Below are 16,555 nucleotides of genomic sequence, written 5' to 3'. Positions count from 1 at the left end.
CGGTACCGGTTGAAGCACAGCCCAATGACCGAGGGACAAGGGCCGCCGCCCGGATCCCACGGCTGAACCGCTGATTGCCCGACCCGAGGAACCGCTCCGATGCTGATCACCAACGCCCGCCTGCGCCACCGTGAAGGCCTGCACCAACTGCACCTGGAAAACGGCCGCATCGCCCGCATCGTCCAGCAGGGCCCGGACGCCCCCACCGCCGCGCCGGCCTTCGGCCCCGAGCACCTGGATGCCGGCGGCAACCTGGTGGTGCCGCCCTTCGTCGAACCGCACATTCACCTGGACGCCACCCTCACCGCGGGCGAGCCGCGCTGGAACATGAGCGGCACCCTGTTCGAAGGCATCGAGTGCTGGGGCGAGCGCAAGGCCACCATCACCGCCGAAGACACCCGCGCCCGTGCCCACAAGACCATCCGCGCCCTGGCCGCCCACGGCATCCAGCATGTACGCACCCATGTCGACGTCACCGACCCGGACCTCACCGCCCTCAAGGCCATGCTCGAAGTGCGCGAGCAAAGCGCGCACCTGATCGACCTGCAGATCGTCGCCTTCCCCCAGGAAGGCATCGAATCGTTCCGCAACGGCCGCGAGCTGATGGAAGAAGCCATCCGCCTGGGCGCCGATGTGGTGGGCGGTATTCCGCACTTCGAATACACCCGGGACCAGGGCGTGAGCTCGGTGAAGTTCCTCATGGACCTGGCCGAACGCACCGATTGCCTGGTGGACGTGCACTGCGACGAAACCGATGACCCGCATTCGCGCTTTCTTGAAGTGCTGGCCGAAGAAGCGCGCAGCCGGGGCATGGGCTCCCGGGTCAGCGCCAGCCACACCACCGCCATGGGCTCCTACGACAACGCCTACTGCGCCAAGCTGTTCCGCCTGCTGGGGCATTCGGGCATCAGCTTCGTCTCCTGCCCCACCGAAAGCATCCACCTGCAGGGGCGCTTCGACAGCTTCCCGAAACGCCGCGGCGTGACCCGGGTCAATGAGCTGCTGGAGGCCGGGATGAACGTGTGCTTCGGCCAGGACTCGATTGTCGACCCCTGGTACCCCCTGGGTAACGGCAACATCCTGCGGGTACTGGAAGCCGGCCTGCACATCTGCCACATGCTCGGCTACCGCAACTTGCAGAACGCCCTGGACCTGGTCACCGACAACAGCGCCAAGGCCCTGGCCCTGGGCGAGCGCTACGGCATCGAAGAAGGTCGCCCGGCGAACCTGCTGATCCTGTCTGCCGACAGCGATTACGAAATGATCCGCAGCCAGGGCCTGGCGCTGTACTCCATCCGCCACGGCAAGGTGCTGATGCAACGGCAGATGGCCCAGGTGCAATGGCAAGACGCATGACCTGCAAAAAACCGTAGGCACCAGCTTGCCGGCGAAGGCGCCCGTCAGATCGCTTTCGCCGGCAAGCCGGCTCCTGCAAGAAGCTACAAGCGCACGGCCTGACCAAACAGGCAGACCCGGCGCAACTCGCCATCCTGTTCCTCCAGGCGCAACGGCGCGGTGCCGCCGGGCATCACCACCTGCACCTCGCCAGCCTTGACCCAGCCCACCCGCCACGCCGCGCTAGCCACGGCGCTGGCGCTGGTGCCCGACGACGCGGTCGGCCCTTCGCCCCGTTCAAACACCCGGGCGACGATGCGCTGCGCCGATTCCCGCGCCGCCCATTGCAGGTTGACCCCCGCCGGGCAGGGTTCGCCGCTGCCCAGGGGCAAGGCAAAAGCAGTGGCCGTCAGCCCTTCGGCCAGGGGCGCTTCGAGCATCTGCGGGTTGCCGGGCAAGGCCTCGGCATCCTCCAGCAGGGTCACGCAGTGGGGGTTGCCGATGCGCACGAACTGGCTGTGCTCCCACCGCGGGTCGAGTGCCTGCAACGGTGCCACCCGGCTCAGCTCGCGACCGTTCAAGGTCACCGCCTCGACGCCAATGGCGGCCACCGCCTCGGGCCCGAAGGACGGCTGGCCGAGGTCCAGCCAGAACCCTGGCACCCCCGCCACCCGGGCCGGCTCCACCACGGTGGCCACCGGCGAGGTACCGGTGGGCTGGTCATGGTGCACCTGCAACAGGGTTGGCCCCTGCTCGGCCAGCAACCCCTGCTCGGCCAGGGCCTGGGCAAAGATCGTCAAACCATTGCCACTGCGCTCGGCCAGGGTGCCGTCGGTGTTGACGATCAGTAGATCGAAGGGCGCCACGTCCTGGAACGGCCCCACCAGCAGACCGTCGCTACGGTGGGCCTTGGCCCCCGGCGGTCGGGTGCCCGGAGCCCAGTCACAGAGGGCGGCGATTGCCTGCTCGCTCCACAAGCGCCGGTCCCGCGCGGCCTGGGCGGCGCTGCCGGGCAAGGCGACCCCCAGGCTGCGCAACCGCGCGGGTGTCACCACCCCATAGATGTTGCCCCGTGCATCGTAGAACGCCGCCATCACACCGCCTCCTGGAAAACCGAGCCGCTGACATTACGGAGAAACCGGCGGCTCGACCAGAGGCCTGGAGACTCCCGGTGAGCGCGCGGGGCATCGCCACGCCTCGGCTCAGCGGATCGGCAGGGCCATGGGGCGGATCGGCGCGGCGTCCGCGCCACGCAACTTGAGCGAGGCACCGATAAAGGCGAACTGGTAGACCTTGTCCCGGGCCAGCCCTTCCAGGTTCACCAGCTCCATGATCGGCGCGCCCTGCATCGCCAGCAGGTAAGTGTGCAGCGGCAGGTAGTTGCCCTCGACCTCGGACGGGAAGGTTTCAAAGCTCAGGTTGTCCGCCCCTACCACCATGGCGCCGCCCTCTTCCACCAGGAACTTCGCCGCGTCCAGGCTCAGGCCCGGCGGGTTGGCCATGTAGCGCTGGGCATTGTCGTAGTCACGCATGCGCCCGGTGCGGATCAGCACCACGTCGCCCTTTTCCAGCGCCACCTTCTGCCTGGCCAGGGCCTGCTGCAGGTCGGCGCGGGTGACCCGGTAGCTGTCCGCCAACTGCTCCAGGCCCTTGGCCGCGGGCACATCGATCAGCACACCGCGAGCAATGATCGGCGGCAGTTTTTCCGCACCAGTGACGTTCCAGCCGCGGTCCCCCAGGTGCTGGTCGGCGCGGTAGCCGTTCCAGATCTTGCCGTTGAGGCCGAAGTGGTTCAGGGCATCGATATGGGTGCCCATATGGGCGTACATCGACACCGCCGAACCGCTGTAGCTGACGTGCTGGTTCATTGGCTCGCCCACTTGCATCGGGTCGGCGATCACGTTGCCGTGGGGGGTGTGGGTCATCCACATCTGGTAAGGCGGGTCGCCGGCGGCCTGCCAGCTGGGCATGCCGACAAAGTAATCCACCGCCAGGTCATAGGCCTGTTCACCAGTGACCCGGGCCATGATCGCCGCCCGGGACTGGGGGGTGATCAGGTTCAGGCGACCGATCTCGTCCTTGGGGCCCCATGGGCTGATGCCCACCTCGGGCCGGGCCGCCTCGGCGGCACTGCACAGCCCGCTGACCAGGGACAGGGCCAGTAGCCCGGAAACCATCTTCGACATTGCGCGAATCGCCATGACAACACTCCTGTGAAATGAGGTGCCCATGGTATTGAGTGGCAGATCAGAGATAATCAGCCATTTCGTGGATACATATTCAACCCGGGAGAAACAATATGGATGTGTTGTTGGCCATGCGCACCTTTCGCCGGGTGGCGGAACGCTCCAGTTTCAGCCAGGCCGCCACCGACCTCGGGCAGTCCACGGCGGCGGTGAGCAAGCAGGTGCGCCAGTTGGAAGAGCGCCTGGGCAGCCTGTTGATCCTGCGCACCACCCGACGCATGAGCCTGTCGGAGGCCGGGCAGCGCTACTTCAGCGAGTGCTGCCACCTGCTGGACGAACTGGACGCCCTGGAGCGGGCCACCCAGGCCGGCCTGCACGAACCCGGCGGGCGCCTGCGAGTGAATGCGCCACTGTCCTTCGGGCTCAAGGTGCTGTCGCCGATCCTGGTGGCCTTCATGCAGCGCTACCCGCAATTACAGGTGGACCTGACCCTCAACGACCAGGTGCTGGACGTGGTGGGCGAAGGCTTCGACGTGTCGCTGCGGATTCGCCGGCAACTGGAGGACTCCTCGCTGATCGCCCGCCAGCTGGGGCAGGTGGAGCAGATCATCTGCGCCGCGCCGGCCTACCTGCAGGCCGCGGGCACGCCGGCAAGCATCGCCGACCTGCATCAGCACCGCTGCCTGGCCTACCGCCTGGCGGAACACCCGGGGCGCTGGCACCTGCAAGGCCCGGAAGGCCAGACGCGGCTGGAGCTGCCGGTGCATTTTTCCGCGGACAACAGCCTGCTGCTGGCCGACATGCTGGTGGCCGGCCTGGGCATCGGCGCCCTGCCGGGCTTTGTCGCCCAGCCATTGCTGGACAGCGGCCAACTGCTGCGGGTGCTGCCGGACCAGCACCTGCCCGGGCGGCATATCTATGCGCTGTACCCCAGCCAGCGGCACCTGTCGCAGAAGGTCCGGGTGTTCGTGGATTTCCTGGTGGAAGCGCTGCAGGCCCCCTGAACCTCAGCCGGCCGTGGGCACTTCCAGGCCGACCTTGACCCGGTTCATCGCCACCAGGGTCTTGAAGCGCTTGACGTTGGGGTTGTCGAAGAACAGTTCGCGGGTCAGCTGGGTGTACTGGGCCATGTTGCGCACGCAGAAAATCAGCACGAAATCGCACTCGCCGGCCACGTAGTAGCACTGCTGGACCTGGGGGCAGGCCTGGAAGTTGCGCTTGAGGGCGTCGATCTGGTCGATGCGCTCACTCTCCACTTGCACCTCGACGATGATGCTCAGTTCGTGCCCCAGGGCATCCGGCGCGACGATGGCGCTGTAGCGCTCGATCACCCCCTCGTCGCAGAGGCGCTTGAGCCGCCGGTTGACCGCCGCGGTGGACAGGTTGACCCGCAGCCCCAGCTCGCTTTGCGCGGTGCTGGCGTCACGTTGCAGCTCGGCGAGCAGCTTCAGGTCGTAGGCGTCGAGGCTGGCATTCATGGGCAGGAAAACTCCGGGAAGGAACGGCACGCACTGCAACGTTTTTGTGCACAGCCGCCGATTATGCGAAACAAACCGCCGGCCTGCGCAAATTTATTTCACCCGCAACCCTGTGCAGAAGCACTGCGCTGCGGATTTCTGCAACCTTCGAGGGCCAGATTTGTCACAATCCCCACCCGGCCGCCATCACGCCATGGGGGCATCAGGCGGCCGGCAGCGAGTTCGATCGCCAAGGATTTTTATGACTGCCAGCAACACCCACTTCCAGGCCACCCCCGGCCGCCTCGAACAGATGTCCACGCGCATCGCCTTTTTCATCGCCGGCTTCGGCATTGCCGCCTGGGCCCCGCTGGTGCCCTACGCCAAGGCCCGGGCCGGGCTCGACGAAGGCACCCTGGGCCTGTTGCTGCTGTGCCTGGGGGTGGGTTCGATCCTCGCGATGCCGATTGCCGGCGCCCTGGCCGGGCGCTTCGGCTGCCGCAAAGTGATGGCCGGCGGCACCCTGCTGATCTGCCTGGCCCTGCCCTTGCTGGCCACCCTGACCTCGATTCCGCTGCTGATGGCCGCGCTGTTCATGTTCGGCGCCGGGCTGGGCGGCGTGGATTCCACGGTCAACCTGCAAGCGGTGATTGTCGAGCGGGCCAGCGGCAAGACCATGATGTCGGGCTTTCACGGGCTGTTCAGCCTGGGCGGGATCGTCGGCGCCGCGGGGGTCAGCGCCCTGCTCGGCCTGGGCCTGTCGCCACTGGGCGCGACCCTGGTGGTGATCGCCCTGATGCTGCTGGCGCTGCTCAAGGCCGCGCCGCACATGCTGCCCTATGGCAGCCAGAGCTCGGGCCCGGCCTTTGCCGTGCCCCATGGTGTGGTGCTGTTCATCGGCTGCCTGTGCTTCGTGGTGTTCCTCGCCGAAGGCGCGGTGCTGGACTGGAGCGCGGTCTTCCTCACCGCCGAGCGTGACCTGGATGCCGCCTACGCCGGCCTGGGCTACGCCGCCTTCGCCCTGACCATGACCCTGGGCCGCCTGACGGGCGATGCCATCGTCCATCGCCTGGGCGCGCGCCGGGTGATCATCATCGGCGGCACCACGGCCGCCGCTGGCCTGTTGCTGGCGACCCTGGCCCCGGCCTGGGAGGCGGCGCTGGTGGGTTATGCCCTGGTGGGCGCGGGTTGCTCGAACATAGTGCCGGTGCTCTACACCGCCGTGGGCAAGCAGAACGTCATGCCCGAAAGCATCGCCGTGCCGGCCATCACCACCCTGGGTTACGCCGGCATCCTGGCCGGGCCGGCGGTGATCGGCTTCATTGCCCATGGCAGCAGCCTGAGCGCGGCCTTCGGCCTGATCGCCGTCCTGCTGCTGGCGGTGGCCGCCAGCGGCAAGGTACTCAAGGTCTGAGCCACTTAAGCACAGCATTGCACCAGGGATTCGCCGCCCTCCCTGTAGGAGCTGGCTTGCCAGCGAAGGGGCCGCCAATCAGGGCCCATCCTCCAGAACCTGTGCCGCTCGGGGGATTCGCCGGCAAGCCGGCTCCTACAGGGGCCGCCAGCCATGGCCCATCTCCCAGAACCTGCGCCGCTCTGGGGATTCGCCGGCAAGCCGGCGCCTGTTGCGGGGGTCAGAAGCCGACGCTGGCCTGGACAAAGAAGGTCCGGGGCGCGCCCACGTAGATCCCCGAGTTGTTGTCGCTGGAACGGGTGAAGTACTGGCGGTCGAAGACGTTCTTCACGCCGGCCCCCAGCTTCAGGTTCGACAACTGCGGCCCGAAGTCATAGCCACCACGGATGTTCCACAGCACATAACCCGGCATGTCGCCGTACCGGCCATCGGCGCTGCCATCGGTGATGTAGTTGCCGTTGAAGCTGCCGTTGGCGTTCACCCCGGTGCCCGGCGAGTGCTGCTTGGACTGGGCGAAGGCGTCGATGTTGTAGGTCCAGCGGTCAATGTCGTAGCGCAGGCCGACAGTGGCCACCTGGCGCGAGTAGAACGGCAGGTCGCGGCCCTTGAAGCCGGGGATCTCGCCTTCATAGCTGGCGCGGGTGTAGGTGAAGCCGGCGTTGGCGGTCAGGCCGTCAAGGCGTGGGTCCAGGGCGGCCAGGTCGTAATGCATCGAGGCTTCCAGGCCCTGGTGCTTGGTGGCCCCCAGGTTGGTCCAGCCCACGTCGTTGCTGATGTATTGCAGCTCGTCGTCGAAGTCGATGTAGAACAGCGTCACTTCACCGCCCCATATATCGTCGTTGTAGCGGGTGCCGATCTCGTAGGTCTTGGCCTTCTCCGGGCTCAGGCCGTTGGCCGTCTGGTCGCCCTTGCCGCCCTGGCCCAACTGGAAGTACTGCAGGCTGCCAAAGGAAGTCTCGTAGTTGGCGAACAGCTTCCAGGCATCGGACAGGTGATACATCACGCTCAGGGCCGGCAACGGTTCGTTGCTGTCGATGCTGCGGCGCTTCTCCTGCACTCGCACGCCGTTGGTGCCCGGGACCGGCCGGTCGTGCCAGTTGGTGCTGATGTCCTCGAAGCGGATGCCCGGGGTGATGGTCCAGTTGCCGACGTCGATCTTGTCGTCGATGTAGTAGGCATTGGCCTCGGTGCCGCCGGTACGGTCCTGGTAGACATGGCCGTCGGAATCCGCGGTGAGCACCGGCTGGTTGTTCACCAGGGCCACGCGGCTGGCCTGTTCATGCATGCCTTCCTTGAGGTAGCGATAACCCACGCTGACTTCCTGGGTGGTGGGCCCCAGGTCGAACACATGGGACACCCGCGGCTCGATGCCGAAGGTGTAGTAGGTGCGCGGGTAGGAGACCAGGGTCTTCTGGTCGCTGGCGGCAATGTTGCTGCCGCGGAAGCTGTCGGAGTAGTAGGTCAGCACTTCGAACTGGGTGCGGTCGTCGACCTGGCGCTGGTACTTGAAGGACACATCCTTGCGCCGGCCGCTGAAGTTGTCCCAGTCGCGATCGGAGTCGTAGGGCTTGGCGTCGTACTGCTTCTGGGTCAAGCCGCCGGGCATGTCGGCGGTGGCGTCGTAGTAATGCAGGTTGAACCAGAACTCGTCCTGCTCGGTGGGTGCCCAGTGGGTCTTGAGGATCACGTCGTCGATGTCGTTGCCGTTATTGCCCTCGCGGTAGCCATTGCCGTTGACCCCGGAATACAGCAGCGCCACCCCCAGGCCGTTGTCCGCAGTGCCGCCGAGGAAAGCCGTGTCGATGTGCTTCCAGCCGCCCTGCCGGGAGGTTTCCAGGGTGGTGCCGATTTCCCCGGTGGCCTTTTCCGGAATCGCCCGGGTCACGAAGTTGATCACCCCGCCGACGTTCTGCGGCCCGTAGCGTACGGAACCGGCGCCGCGCACCACATCGATGCTGTCCAGGTTGCCGGAGGAAATCGGCGCCATGGACAACTGCGGCTGGCCATAGGGTGCAAAGGCCGCCGGCACGCCGTCGATCAGCACCGTGGAGCGCGGCGAAAGGCGCGAGGTCAGGCCGCGCACGCCGACGTTCAGGGAAATATCGCTGCCACCGGTGCCGTTGGCATCCTGGACCTGCACCCCGGGCACCCGGCGCAGCACGTCGCCGACGTTCATCGCGCCCTGCTCCACCATGGCCTCACGGCGGATCACTGTGCGTGCACCGGGGTGGTTCTGGACCTTTTGCACATCGGCATCGCCCAGCCAGTCGCCCACCACGCTGATGCTGCTGGTGCCCAGTTCCAGGGCACCGCCCGTGGCTGCCGGAGCCGGGCTCAGGGTCACCGAACCGCCGTCGATCCGGTATTGCAGGCCACTGCCCTGGAGCAACTGGCCCAGGGCCTGTTCCGGGGACAGGTTGCCGTCCACCGCCGGGGCCTGCTTGCCGGCCACCAGCTCGGGGCTGAAGAACACCTGCAACGAGGTCTGCAGGCCCAACTGGCTCAGGGCCTGGCCCAGCGGCTGGGCCTGGATGTGAATGGCAGCGGCTTGCCCGGCCTGGGCCTGGGGCAAGGCCGCACTGACCGCCAGGGCCAGGGCCAGGGGCAGCCAGCGGCGCGCGGGCAACGGGGATACGGCGGGAGAAACGGCTATTTTTTTCACGTCGGCGGCAGTCCTGTCGATCACACAAAGGTGCGTCTGTTAATGCAAACCAGTTGCAGTTGGACAAGAAGACGATGAACTGAAAAAAAACCTGAATCTAACGTGAAAAAATTTCCTGGCTACCGTCGGCAAGGGTCCGCACCTCCACCGGCAGGATGCTCGGCAGGGCCTTGAGCAGGGCCTGGGTGTCGTCGGACTTGAACACGCTGGTCAGGCGCAGCTCACCCACTGCTGCGCTGGCCACCCGCAGGGGCTGTTCGCGATAACGCGAGACTTCGGCCACCACCTCGGCCAGTGGGGCGTTGTTGAATACCAGCTTGCCGCTGCGCCAGGCCGTGAGCGCCTCGGGGTTCACCGCGTAGGCCTGAGCCACCTTGCCGTGCTCATCGACATGGGTGCCCTGGCCCGGGGTCAGGGTAATGAAATCATCCGCCGCGGCGTCGCGCCCCTGCACCTTGACCCGGCCCTGCTCCACCGCCACCCGGGTCTGGCGCTCATCGCGGCGCACATCGAAGCGGGTGCCGGTGACCGTGACCTTGCCCGCTCCCGCCGCCACCACGAAGGGCCGATCCGTGTCGTGCTCGACGTTGAACAGGGCTTCGCCTTCCACCAGCTCGATCAGCCGCTGGTTCCTGGCATAACGCACCTGCAGGTGGCTGCGGCTGTTCAGGTCGATCTGCGAGCCATCGGGCAAGGCCACATGGCGGCGCTCGCCCAGGGCGGTCATGAATTGCGCGCTGTAGGAAACCGGCTGGTTGAGGCCACTGAACAGCCCCAGGCCCACGGCCAGCGCCGCCACCCCGGCAGCCAGGGCAAAGCGCAGCAGCGGGCGCCGCCGGGCCTTGGCCGGCGGGGTGGCGCACAGCGCTTGCAGGCGCGCCCTGGGCACCAGGTCGGTGGCCGCCCACAGGGCTTCGAGCAACTGGAACTCGTGCCGGTGCTGCGGATCCTCGGCCAGCCACTGCTGGAACCGCAGTTGCTGCTCCGGGCTCACCTCGGGCTCCTGCAGCCGCGTGAACCAGGCCGCCGCCTCGTCACGAATCCTGGCCTGCGCGCTGGCGCAATCGCGGCTGTCCATCATGCAAATTCCTGTTTGGCAGAGGGTGAGAAATCGCCACGACTGATCATGGGGCCGACCCGTCCAGACGGTCGCGCAGATGCCGCAGGGTGCGGATCATATACTTTTCCACCATGTTCTTTGACAGCCCCAGGCGCTCGGCGATCTCGGCCTGGGTCAGGCCTTCGATCTTCTGCCAGACAAACACCTTGCGACAGTTCACCGGTAACTCGCCAAGCGCCCGTTCGATGGAATCGGCCAACTGGATCGCGTGCATGAAATGCTCCGGGTCGCCGCTGGGCGACACGCTGAGGTGGACCCCCTGTTCTTCCAGGGCACCGCGCCGGTCTTCTCGGCGAAAGGCATCCACGGCGATATTGCGCGCGGTCTGATGCAGGTAGGCGCGCGGCTGCTGCACCGTGGCGGCATCGGATTCCAGCACCCGGACAAAGGTGTCGTGGGCCAGGTCCTCGGCCTGCTGGCGATTGCGCAAGCGCCGGGTCCAGGTGCCGATCAACTCTTCGTAGTGCTCGAAAAAGCCTGGTCTGCGGGGCGGCTTGGCTGTCATCGCGGGGCGCTGGGGAAGTGGGGCGTGAATAGTAATGCTTCGCATTAATGCAGGCAATGGATTCACCGCCCACCTCGCGCCCGGCGGTCGGCCCTAGCGGCTGTACCAGCGCGGCGACTCGACAAACAGGTGAGTCTGCCCCGCCACCAGCCAGTCCCCCAGGCACTGTTGCAGGTGGGCCAGGCAATGCACGGCCAGGTAGATCTCGTGGTACGGAATGACCATCAGGCGCAGGCTCAGGCCCATGGGCCCGCCTTGTACAATCGGTTCATCTCGGCGCCCTTGTTTTATTTATACCGAACAATTAACCGATATAATGAACGGCTAAATTTATCTGCGTCAAGAGAATCAAGGATGATTTAATAGAGATATGAACGATAAAACGAACGACCCAACCTCCCTGTCGCCCATCGGCCTGCTGGCCATGGCCATCAAGCGCGAGCGCCTGAACGCTGGTTTCTCCGTTTCGGAACTGGCCAAGCGGGCTGCGGTGGCCAAGTCCACCCTGTCCCAGCTGGAAGCCGGGCTGGGCAACCCGAGCATCGAGACCCTGTGGGCCCTGGCCCAGGCCATGGGCTTGCAGGTGACGCGGTTTTTCCAGCAACCGGCGCATCAGCTGAAAGTCATCCGTGCCCACGAAGGCACCACCGCCCATGCCGAGGATGCCCACTACACGGCGACCCTGCTCGATGACTGCCCGCCGGGGGCGCAGCGCGACCTGTATCGCCTGAAGGCGCAACCCGGCCAGGCGCGCCAGTCCAAGGCCCACCTGCCGGGCACCGTGGAACACCTGGTGATCTGCAGCGGGCGGGCCCTGGCCGGGCCTGCGGACAGCCCGGTGAGCCTGGAGGCCGGCGACTACATCCGCTACAGCGCCGACCTGCCCCACGTGTTCCAAGCCCTGGAGGCCGACACCACGGCGATCCTGGTCATCGAACATCGCTAGAGCCCGGGCATTTATCTGCAGGGCCAAGTCTGGAATCATGGCCCCCCGCCTCAACAGGAGTGAGCATCAATGCCGTATTTCTCCCGCCGCGCGCCCCTCCTCGGCCTGCTGCTGGCCAGCCTTGCTGCCCAGGCCGCCCCCAAGCAGGACCAGGACCTTCACATCTACTACAGCATGGTCCCCGGCCAGTTCATGCTGATCGGCAAGGAGCCCGATGGCGGGCCGACCTATTCGGGCACCGCGGTGATCCGCTACGAGAACCAGGCCCTGACCCTGGTCAAGACCATCGACGGCAAGACCACCACCGCCACCGGCAAAGTGGAACGGGCCACCATGGCCGAGGCCGATGTGCTGCGTTTCAGCTGGCCGGGGCACAACGCCACCTGCCTGGTGCGCGGCGACCTGGACAACTACTCACGCTTGAGCTGCTACTGGACCCGGGACGGGGTGGACCACAAGGAGCCGGGGCTGGAGGCCTATTTCCCCACCGAAACCTGGCCCGGCCATCAGGACTGAAACCCGCCCTTCTGTGCTCCCCCACTTTAGCGAGCCACGCCATGATCCAGATCGTCGAATACAGCAACCCCCACCATCGCCAGCCCGTGATCGACCTGTGGAACCGCAGCTTCGGCTACGACACGGCCCACAACACCCCGAGCCTGGCCATCGACCGCAAGCTCGCGGTGGATGACGCTCTGTTCTTCGTCGCCCTGGACCAAGGACAGGTCATAGGCACCCTGATGGCCGGCTATGACGGCCACCGCGGCTGGCTCTACGCCCTGGCGGTGGACCCGCAACAGCGCCGGCTCGGCACTGGCCGGGCCCTGGTGCGCCATGGCGAACAAGCCCTGCAGGGCCGCGGCTGCCTGAAGATCAACCTGCAGATCCTCAGCAGCAACGCCGCCGTGCAAAGCTTCTACCAGGCCCTGGGCTATCAGGTCGAACCACGGATCAGCATGGGCAAGGTAATCAGCGCCAACCTCCCCGAACACCTGCGTGGCTAGGGGCCGCCGCCCCACCCTCACCAGTTGTGCCGGTTGCTGCGCGGTGGCGCCAGCAGTTGCTGGGCCAGGCTGGCGGCCGCCAGCGGCGAGGCACTGTGCAACAGCGGATAACCCCAGAACTTTTCATAGGTATCGGCAAAGGCCTCGACCCCGGCCTGGGCCTCGGGCTCCGGGGCGATGACGATCATGGCTTTGATCCAGCGACGGATCGCCGCCTTGTTGCGTTTCATCCATAACGCCCCCTGCTTGAGCAATGCCTTGCTCTGCTCGGTGTTGCGCTGCGCAGGATCGGGCATGGCATCGCTCATCAGGACAAAGGCCTGACCGCGCTGCATCAACGATTCCAACTGCTGGAACGGCTCGACTCCCGGCTGCCCGGCGCCTTTGGCGGGGCGCATCCAGACCAGGGGAAAATGCTGATGATCGAAGTACATGGGAACACCTCAAGAAAGCTGATAAACAAGAATGGTTATCATCTTCCCGTATAAACCTGTCCGCATCAGTCGAGATTGACAAATTATTGATCAATCCGGCCAAACGACCGCAGTGATGGAGGTAGCCGTGGCGGTTTCGCAGGCGCTGGTGTGCGTCAAGCAAGGCCCTGCGAGCCTTTGCGCAGCCTCGCGGGCTCGGCGGCTACAGGGGTAGGTCGTGTTCCAGGGCCTGGCGGCGTTCGGCAAAGAAGCGCCCCGGCGGCTGGCCGACGGCTTTCTTGAACATGCGGATAAAGGCGCTGGCGCTGTCATAGCCCAGGGTCAGCGCGACCCGTTCCACCGAGTCGCCCCGGCCCAATTGCTTGAGCCCCAGAAGAATGTGCAACTGGCGCTGCCAGCGGCCGAAGCTCAGGCCGGTCTCGGCCACAATCAGACGGCTCAGGCTGCGTTCGCTGAGGCCGATCTGCTCGGCCCATTGCCCAAGGCTCAGGCGGCGTTCCGGCTGTTCAAGGATCTGCCCGGCCAGGCGCCGCAGCTGTTCATGCCGGGGCATGGGCAGGTGGATCTGCTCCCGGGGCGCCGCCGCCAGCTCGTCCAGGGCCACGGCCATCAACCGCCCCTCGGCACCCTGCTGGTCATAGAGATAGGGCAATTGCGCGCAGCGTTGCAGCAGCTCCTGCAATAGGGGCGACACTGCCAGGGTGCAGCAGGCCTGCGGCAGTGAGCGGGCATGCTCGGGTTCGACGAACAGGCAATAGCCCAGGGCGTTCTCCAACCCCTGGACCCGATGGTCGGTGGCGCTGGGGATCCATACCGCGCATTGCGGCGGGGCCAGCCACAGGCCCTCGGCGCTCTCGCAACTGAGCACGCCGGACAATGGGAACAGCAGCTGGGCCTTGCGATGGCTGTGCCACGGCCGCTCCCAGCGCTGTTCCTGAGTCGAGATGCGCAAGGCGCACACCGGACGCGCAATCGCATCCGGATCCTGGGGCTGATCCTGTTCGTTCAAGACGGGCATCCATCTTCCTCCACGGCATCGGGCCATGCCCGCCATCCGTCTGACGGCCAGGCAAGCCCTGCAAGGTCGAGGATTGTGCCGGGCCCCTGGGGGTTAGCCAAGAACCGCGGGGCACACCGCTATTCATCCCAGTGCCCTAGCGGTAATAGCCATAGCGATAGCAGCAGCCGTGGTAGTGCCCGGGGTAAACCACGCAACCGCCCAGGGAGAGCATGGTGGCCATGACAATCAGCAGTGCAATGCGACGGGACATGGTGAATTCCTCATGGGTTCAGTGATACGACCGGCAAGCGCCGCTGGCGACCATCGCCAGCCGTGGCTGCACGGTTACTGATTCAACGGCGCAGCGCGCAGAGATCCGTCGCCGCCCCTGCACAAATATTTCCAGCCGCCGCTGCCCGCGCCCTGCCCCCGCCAGCTGAACCCGGGTTGAACCGGGCGCGGATAAAAATTTCATTTGCCCGCGACGGATTCCCAGCCCATCTATCGTTGAACCCATCAGCTGCGTTCATCAGCGAACGCAGGCCTGAAGGAGTCATCATGAAGCTTGTCCGTTCCCTGCTGCGTCTGCGCACGTTGCTGCTGATCCCCCTGGCACTTGGTGCGCTGGCAAGCACGCCCTCCTATGCCGAAACCATCATCATCCAGCAGGCACCACCGCCCATGCGCTATGAGCCGATGCCGGTGGCCCGCCCCGGCTACGCCTGGGACCGCGGCAACTGGCGCTGGCGCGGGCACGGCTACGTCTGGGTGCCCGGCCACTGGCAACCGGTGATGCAGCGCGGGCGCTGGATGCCCGGGCATTGGCAGGCCCATGGGCCGCGCTGGTACTGGGTCGAAGGCCGCTGGGTGCGCTGATGCCGTGATGCCCTGGACTACCCCGTTAGCGCACCGAGACTTGCCCACTTGAACGAAACCGACCCGGATCTGGAGTTGCTCAAACGCATCGGCAACAACGACGCGCAGGCCGTGAAGGAAATGGTCACGCGCAAGCTGCCGCGCCTGCTGGCCCTGGCCAGCCGGCTGCTGGGGGATGCCGACGAAGCCCGGGACATCGCCCAGGAGAGCTTCCTGCGGATCTGGAAACAGGCCGCCAGTTGGCGCAGCGAACAGGCACGGTTCGACACCTGGTTGCACCGGGTGGCGCTGAACCTGTGCTACGACCGCCTGCGCCGGCGCAAGGAACATGTGCCGGTCGATAGCGAGCACGCCTGCGAGGCCCTGGACACCCGCCCGGCGCCCGATGAACAACTGGAGGCCAGCGCGCAGAGCCGGCGCATGGCCCAGGCCCTGGACCAGCTGCCGGATCGCCAGCGCGAGGCGATCGTCCTGCAGTACTACCAGGAACTGTCCAACACCGAGGCCGCGGCGCTGATGCAGATCAGCGTCGAAGCCCTGGAAAGCCTGCTGTCGCGGGCCCGGCGCAACCTGCGCAGCCACCTCGCCGAGGCCCCCGGCGCGGACCTCTCAGGAAGGAGAAAACCATGACCCCCGAACGCTTCGTGCACCTGGCCGACGCCTATGGCGCCGATCTGCAACGCTGGCCCAGCGCTGAACGCGCCGCCGCCCAGGCCCTGCTCGACTGCGGTGATGCCCAGGCCGTGGCAGCCCTGCGCCAGGCGCACTGGCTCGACAGCCAGCTGGACCGCTACCAGGTGCCCGCACCGAGCCCGGCCCTGGCCCGGCGCATCATCGCCGCCGCGCAGCAGCCCGGCGCGCCGTTCTGGAGCCGCTACGCCGGCTGGCTGGCCTCCCTGGGCTGGGTCGGGGTCGGCCTTACCGGAGTCGCCGCCGGCATGCTTGCGGTGGCCCTGAGCCTGCCGCTGTCGACCTCCGCCGAGGCCCTGCCCAGCGTGTTCGACCAGAGCGATGCGGAATTCGTCCTGAGCATCAATGCCGAGGAGGCCGAACAGTGAGCCTGTCCATGCGTGCGCTGAAAACCTGCCTGGTGCTGTCGCTGCTGATCAACGTGTTCCTGATCGGCGGCGTGGCCGGCGGCCTCTATCAGTGGCTTGGCCACCCCAAGCCGGCCCAGGCCCTGGCGGTACCCCAGCACGGCCTGCGCCAGGCCATGGCGCAGATGCCGGAAGAGCGCCGGCGCCAGTTGCGCCAGTTGCTGCGCCAGACTCGCATCGATAGCCAGCCGCTGATCATCGCCGGGCGCGAGGCGCGCCAGGCAGTGGTGCGTGAACTGGGGGCCGAACCACTGGACCGCAATGCCCTGGATGCCCAACTGGGCAAGTCCCGGGATGCCGACATCGCCCTGCGGGCCCGGGTCGACGAGGTCCTGGCCGACTTTGCCGGCAGCCTGTCGCTCAAGGAGCGCCAGCAACTGGTGGACGCCATGTACCTGCGGGGCCCGGTGAAAAACCGCGCAGCCAATAGAGATTGAAGGCCCGGCGACGGATTTCGCCCCGGGCCACGTTCAACCCTCAACCGCCCGCGATGGCCGCGGGCCCACTGCCCCCTCAGGA

The 16,555-nt window shown here is 66.5% G+C and carries 19 protein-coding genes; 10 read left to right on the top strand and 9 right to left on the bottom strand.

Annotated elements, in window-relative coordinates:
• Positions 1-99 precede the first annotated feature (99 nt).
• Positions 100-1,356 (top strand): cytosine deaminase, encoded by a 1,257-nt coding sequence (gene codA / locus AC1RL5_RS28820; protein ID WP_011062317.1) that lies wholly within the window; start codon positions 100-102, stop codon positions 1,354-1,356.
• 83 nt (positions 1,357-1,439) lie between these two features.
• Here the strand turns inward: codA and AC1RL5_RS28815 are convergent, their stop codons facing one another.
• Positions 1,440-2,429: a diaminopimelate epimerase gene (locus tag AC1RL5_RS28815; RefSeq protein ID WP_065363195.1), complete on the bottom strand. Its 990-nt coding sequence runs from the start codon at positions 2,427-2,429 to the stop codon at positions 1,440-1,442.
• A gap of 108 nt (positions 2,430-2,537) precedes the next feature.
• Positions 2,538-3,536 carry a cyclase family protein gene (locus AC1RL5_RS28810; protein ID WP_019092926.1) on the bottom strand — a complete coding sequence of 333 codons (999 nt, stop codon included), beginning with the start codon at positions 3,534-3,536 and terminating at the stop codon, positions 2,538-2,540.
• A gap of 98 nt (positions 3,537-3,634) precedes the next feature.
• Between AC1RL5_RS28810 and AC1RL5_RS28805 the strand changes: the two genes are divergently transcribed.
• Positions 3,635-4,525: a LysR family transcriptional regulator gene (locus tag AC1RL5_RS28805; RefSeq protein ID WP_019092925.1), complete on the top strand. Its 891-nt coding sequence runs from the start codon at positions 3,635-3,637 to the stop codon at positions 4,523-4,525.
• Positions 4,526-4,528: 3 nt separating this feature from the next.
• Here the strand turns inward: AC1RL5_RS28805 and AC1RL5_RS28800 are convergent, their stop codons facing one another.
• Positions 4,529-4,999: an Lrp/AsnC family transcriptional regulator gene (locus AC1RL5_RS28800; RefSeq protein ID WP_011062321.1), complete on the bottom strand. Its 471-nt coding sequence runs from the start codon at positions 4,997-4,999 to the stop codon at positions 4,529-4,531.
• A 241-nt stretch (positions 5,000-5,240) separates the two neighbouring features.
• On the opposite strand from AC1RL5_RS28800, the gene AC1RL5_RS28795 reads away from it, so the two are divergent.
• Positions 5,241-6,392 carry an MFS transporter gene (locus AC1RL5_RS28795; RefSeq protein WP_011062322.1) on the top strand — a complete coding sequence of 384 codons (1,152 nt, stop codon included), beginning with the start codon at positions 5,241-5,243 and terminating at the stop codon, positions 6,390-6,392.
• A 220-nt stretch (positions 6,393-6,612) separates the two neighbouring features.
• Here AC1RL5_RS28795 and AC1RL5_RS28790 read toward each other — a convergent pair whose 3' ends face one another.
• The 4 genes from AC1RL5_RS28790 to AC1RL5_RS28775 all read right to left on the bottom strand — a co-directional run bounded on the left by AC1RL5_RS28790 (position 6,613) and on the right by AC1RL5_RS28775 (position 10,925).
• Entirely contained in the window at positions 6,613-9,054 is a 2,442-nt protein-coding gene (locus AC1RL5_RS28790; protein WP_072452621.1) for a TonB-dependent siderophore receptor, read from the bottom strand.
• A gap of 97 nt (positions 9,055-9,151) precedes the next feature.
• A complete protein-coding gene (locus AC1RL5_RS28785) occupies positions 9,152-10,135 on the bottom strand; it encodes a FecR family protein (protein ID WP_123577729.1) in 984 nt (327 codons plus the stop codon).
• Positions 10,136-10,178: 43 nt separating this feature from the next.
• Positions 10,179-10,679, bottom strand: a complete 501-nt coding sequence (locus AC1RL5_RS28780; RefSeq protein ID WP_011062325.1) for a sigma-70 family RNA polymerase sigma factor — start codon at positions 10,677-10,679, stop codon at positions 10,179-10,181.
• A gap of 93 nt (positions 10,680-10,772) precedes the next feature.
• Complete coding sequence (locus tag AC1RL5_RS28775; protein ID WP_011062326.1) at positions 10,773-10,925, bottom strand: hypothetical protein; 153 nt, start codon at positions 10,923-10,925, stop codon at positions 10,773-10,775.
• A gap of 124 nt (positions 10,926-11,049) precedes the next feature.
• Here AC1RL5_RS28775 and AC1RL5_RS28770 point away from each other — a divergent pair, with 124 nt between their 5' ends.
• From AC1RL5_RS28770 to AC1RL5_RS28760, 3 genes are all read left to right on the top strand, one after another.
• Complete coding sequence (locus tag AC1RL5_RS28770; RefSeq protein ID WP_368995538.1) at positions 11,050-11,625, top strand: helix-turn-helix domain-containing protein; 576 nt, start codon at positions 11,050-11,052, stop codon at positions 11,623-11,625.
• Positions 11,626-11,694: 69 nt separating this feature from the next.
• A complete protein-coding gene (locus AC1RL5_RS28765) occupies positions 11,695-12,141 on the top strand; it encodes a hypothetical protein (protein WP_015636386.1) in 447 nt (148 codons plus the stop codon).
• A 41-nt stretch (positions 12,142-12,182) separates the two neighbouring features.
• Positions 12,183-12,629: a GNAT family acetyltransferase gene (locus tag AC1RL5_RS28760; RefSeq protein WP_011062328.1), complete on the top strand. Its 447-nt coding sequence runs from the start codon at positions 12,183-12,185 to the stop codon at positions 12,627-12,629.
• Between the two features lie 17 nt (positions 12,630-12,646).
• Here the strand turns inward: AC1RL5_RS28760 and AC1RL5_RS28755 are convergent, their stop codons facing one another.
• Complete coding sequence (locus tag AC1RL5_RS28755; protein WP_072452617.1) at positions 12,647-13,063, bottom strand: hypothetical protein; 417 nt, start codon at positions 13,061-13,063, stop codon at positions 12,647-12,649.
• Between the two features lie 202 nt (positions 13,064-13,265).
• Complete coding sequence (locus tag AC1RL5_RS28750) at positions 13,266-14,081, bottom strand: AraC family transcriptional regulator (protein WP_011062330.1); 816 nt, start codon at positions 14,079-14,081, stop codon at positions 13,266-13,268.
• Between the two features lie 540 nt (positions 14,082-14,621).
• Here AC1RL5_RS28750 and AC1RL5_RS28745 point away from each other — a divergent pair.
• Genes AC1RL5_RS28745 through AC1RL5_RS28730 form a run of 4 tightly spaced genes read left to right on the top strand, consistent with a single transcriptional unit; the run spans position 14,622 to position 16,473 of the window.
• Positions 14,622-14,939: a YXWGXW repeat-containing protein gene (locus AC1RL5_RS28745; protein WP_041119210.1), complete on the top strand. Its 318-nt coding sequence runs from the start codon at positions 14,622-14,624 to the stop codon at positions 14,937-14,939.
• A gap of 48 nt (positions 14,940-14,987) precedes the next feature.
• A complete protein-coding gene (locus AC1RL5_RS28740; protein ID WP_015636390.1) occupies positions 14,988-15,569 on the top strand; it encodes an RNA polymerase sigma factor in 582 nt (193 codons plus the stop codon).
• Positions 15,566-15,997 (top strand): hypothetical protein, encoded by a 432-nt coding sequence (locus AC1RL5_RS28735; RefSeq protein WP_123577730.1) that lies wholly within the window; start codon positions 15,566-15,568, stop codon positions 15,995-15,997. Before AC1RL5_RS28740 ends, AC1RL5_RS28735 begins: the two co-directional genes overlap by 4 nt.
• Positions 15,994-16,473, top strand: coding sequence for a periplasmic heavy metal sensor (locus tag AC1RL5_RS28730; protein WP_093409490.1), 480 nt, complete (start codon positions 15,994-15,996; stop codon positions 16,471-16,473). The genes AC1RL5_RS28735 and AC1RL5_RS28730 overlap by 4 nt, the downstream gene beginning before the upstream one ends.
• Positions 16,474-16,555 lie beyond the last annotated feature (82 nt).

Source organism: Pseudomonas sp. GW822-FHT06D10, assembly GCF_058799535.1.
The sequence above is the reverse complement of the archived record's forward strand: the minus strand, read 5'-3'. Positions and strand labels throughout refer to the sequence as shown.

What these genes read in the sequence shown, in the direction of transcription:
- AC1RL5_RS28810 (WP_019092926.1), bottom strand. Translation starts at nt 3,536, where the DNA reads ATGGCGATTCGCGCAATGTCGAAGATGGTTTCCGGGCTACTGGCCCTG.
- codA (WP_011062317.1), top strand. Translation starts at nt 100, where the DNA reads ATGCTGATCACCAACGCCCGCCTGCGCCACCGTGAAGGCCTGCACCAA.
- AC1RL5_RS28745 (WP_041119210.1), top strand. Translation starts at nt 14,622, where the DNA reads ATGAAGCTTGTCCGTTCCCTGCTGCGTCTGCGCACGTTGCTGCTGATC.
- AC1RL5_RS28795 (WP_011062322.1), top strand. Translation starts at nt 5,241, where the DNA reads ATGACTGCCAGCAACACCCACTTCCAGGCCACCCCCGGCCGCCTCGAA.
- AC1RL5_RS28735 (WP_123577730.1), top strand. Translation starts at nt 15,566, where the DNA reads ATGACCCCCGAACGCTTCGTGCACCTGGCCGACGCCTATGGCGCCGAT.
- AC1RL5_RS28785 (WP_123577729.1), bottom strand. Translation starts at nt 10,135, where the DNA reads ATGATGGACAGCCGCGATTGCGCCAGCGCGCAGGCCAGGATTCGTGAC.
- AC1RL5_RS28760 (WP_011062328.1), top strand. Translation starts at nt 12,183, where the DNA reads ATGATCCAGATCGTCGAATACAGCAACCCCCACCATCGCCAGCCCGTG.
- AC1RL5_RS28755 (WP_072452617.1), bottom strand. Translation starts at nt 13,063, where the DNA reads ATGTACTTCGATCATCAGCATTTTCCCCTGGTCTGGATGCGCCCCGCC.
- AC1RL5_RS28765 (WP_015636386.1), top strand. Translation starts at nt 11,695, where the DNA reads ATGCCGTATTTCTCCCGCCGCGCGCCCCTCCTCGGCCTGCTGCTGGCC.
- AC1RL5_RS28775 (WP_011062326.1), bottom strand. Translation starts at nt 10,925, where the DNA reads ATGGGCCTGAGCCTGCGCCTGATGGTCATTCCGTACCACGAGATCTAC.
- AC1RL5_RS28780 (WP_011062325.1), bottom strand. Translation starts at nt 10,679, where the DNA reads ATGACAGCCAAGCCGCCCCGCAGACCAGGCTTTTTCGAGCACTACGAA.
- AC1RL5_RS28815 (WP_065363195.1), bottom strand. Translation starts at nt 2,429, where the DNA reads ATGGCGGCGTTCTACGATGCACGGGGCAACATCTATGGGGTGGTGACA.
- AC1RL5_RS28750 (WP_011062330.1), bottom strand. Translation starts at nt 14,081, where the DNA reads ATGCCCGTCTTGAACGAACAGGATCAGCCCCAGGATCCGGATGCGATT.
- AC1RL5_RS28800 (WP_011062321.1), bottom strand. Translation starts at nt 4,999, where the DNA reads ATGAATGCCAGCCTCGACGCCTACGACCTGAAGCTGCTCGCCGAGCTG.
- AC1RL5_RS28770 (WP_368995538.1), top strand. Translation starts at nt 11,050, where the DNA reads ATGAACGATAAAACGAACGACCCAACCTCCCTGTCGCCCATCGGCCTG.
- AC1RL5_RS28805 (WP_019092925.1), top strand. Translation starts at nt 3,635, where the DNA reads ATGGATGTGTTGTTGGCCATGCGCACCTTTCGCCGGGTGGCGGAACGC.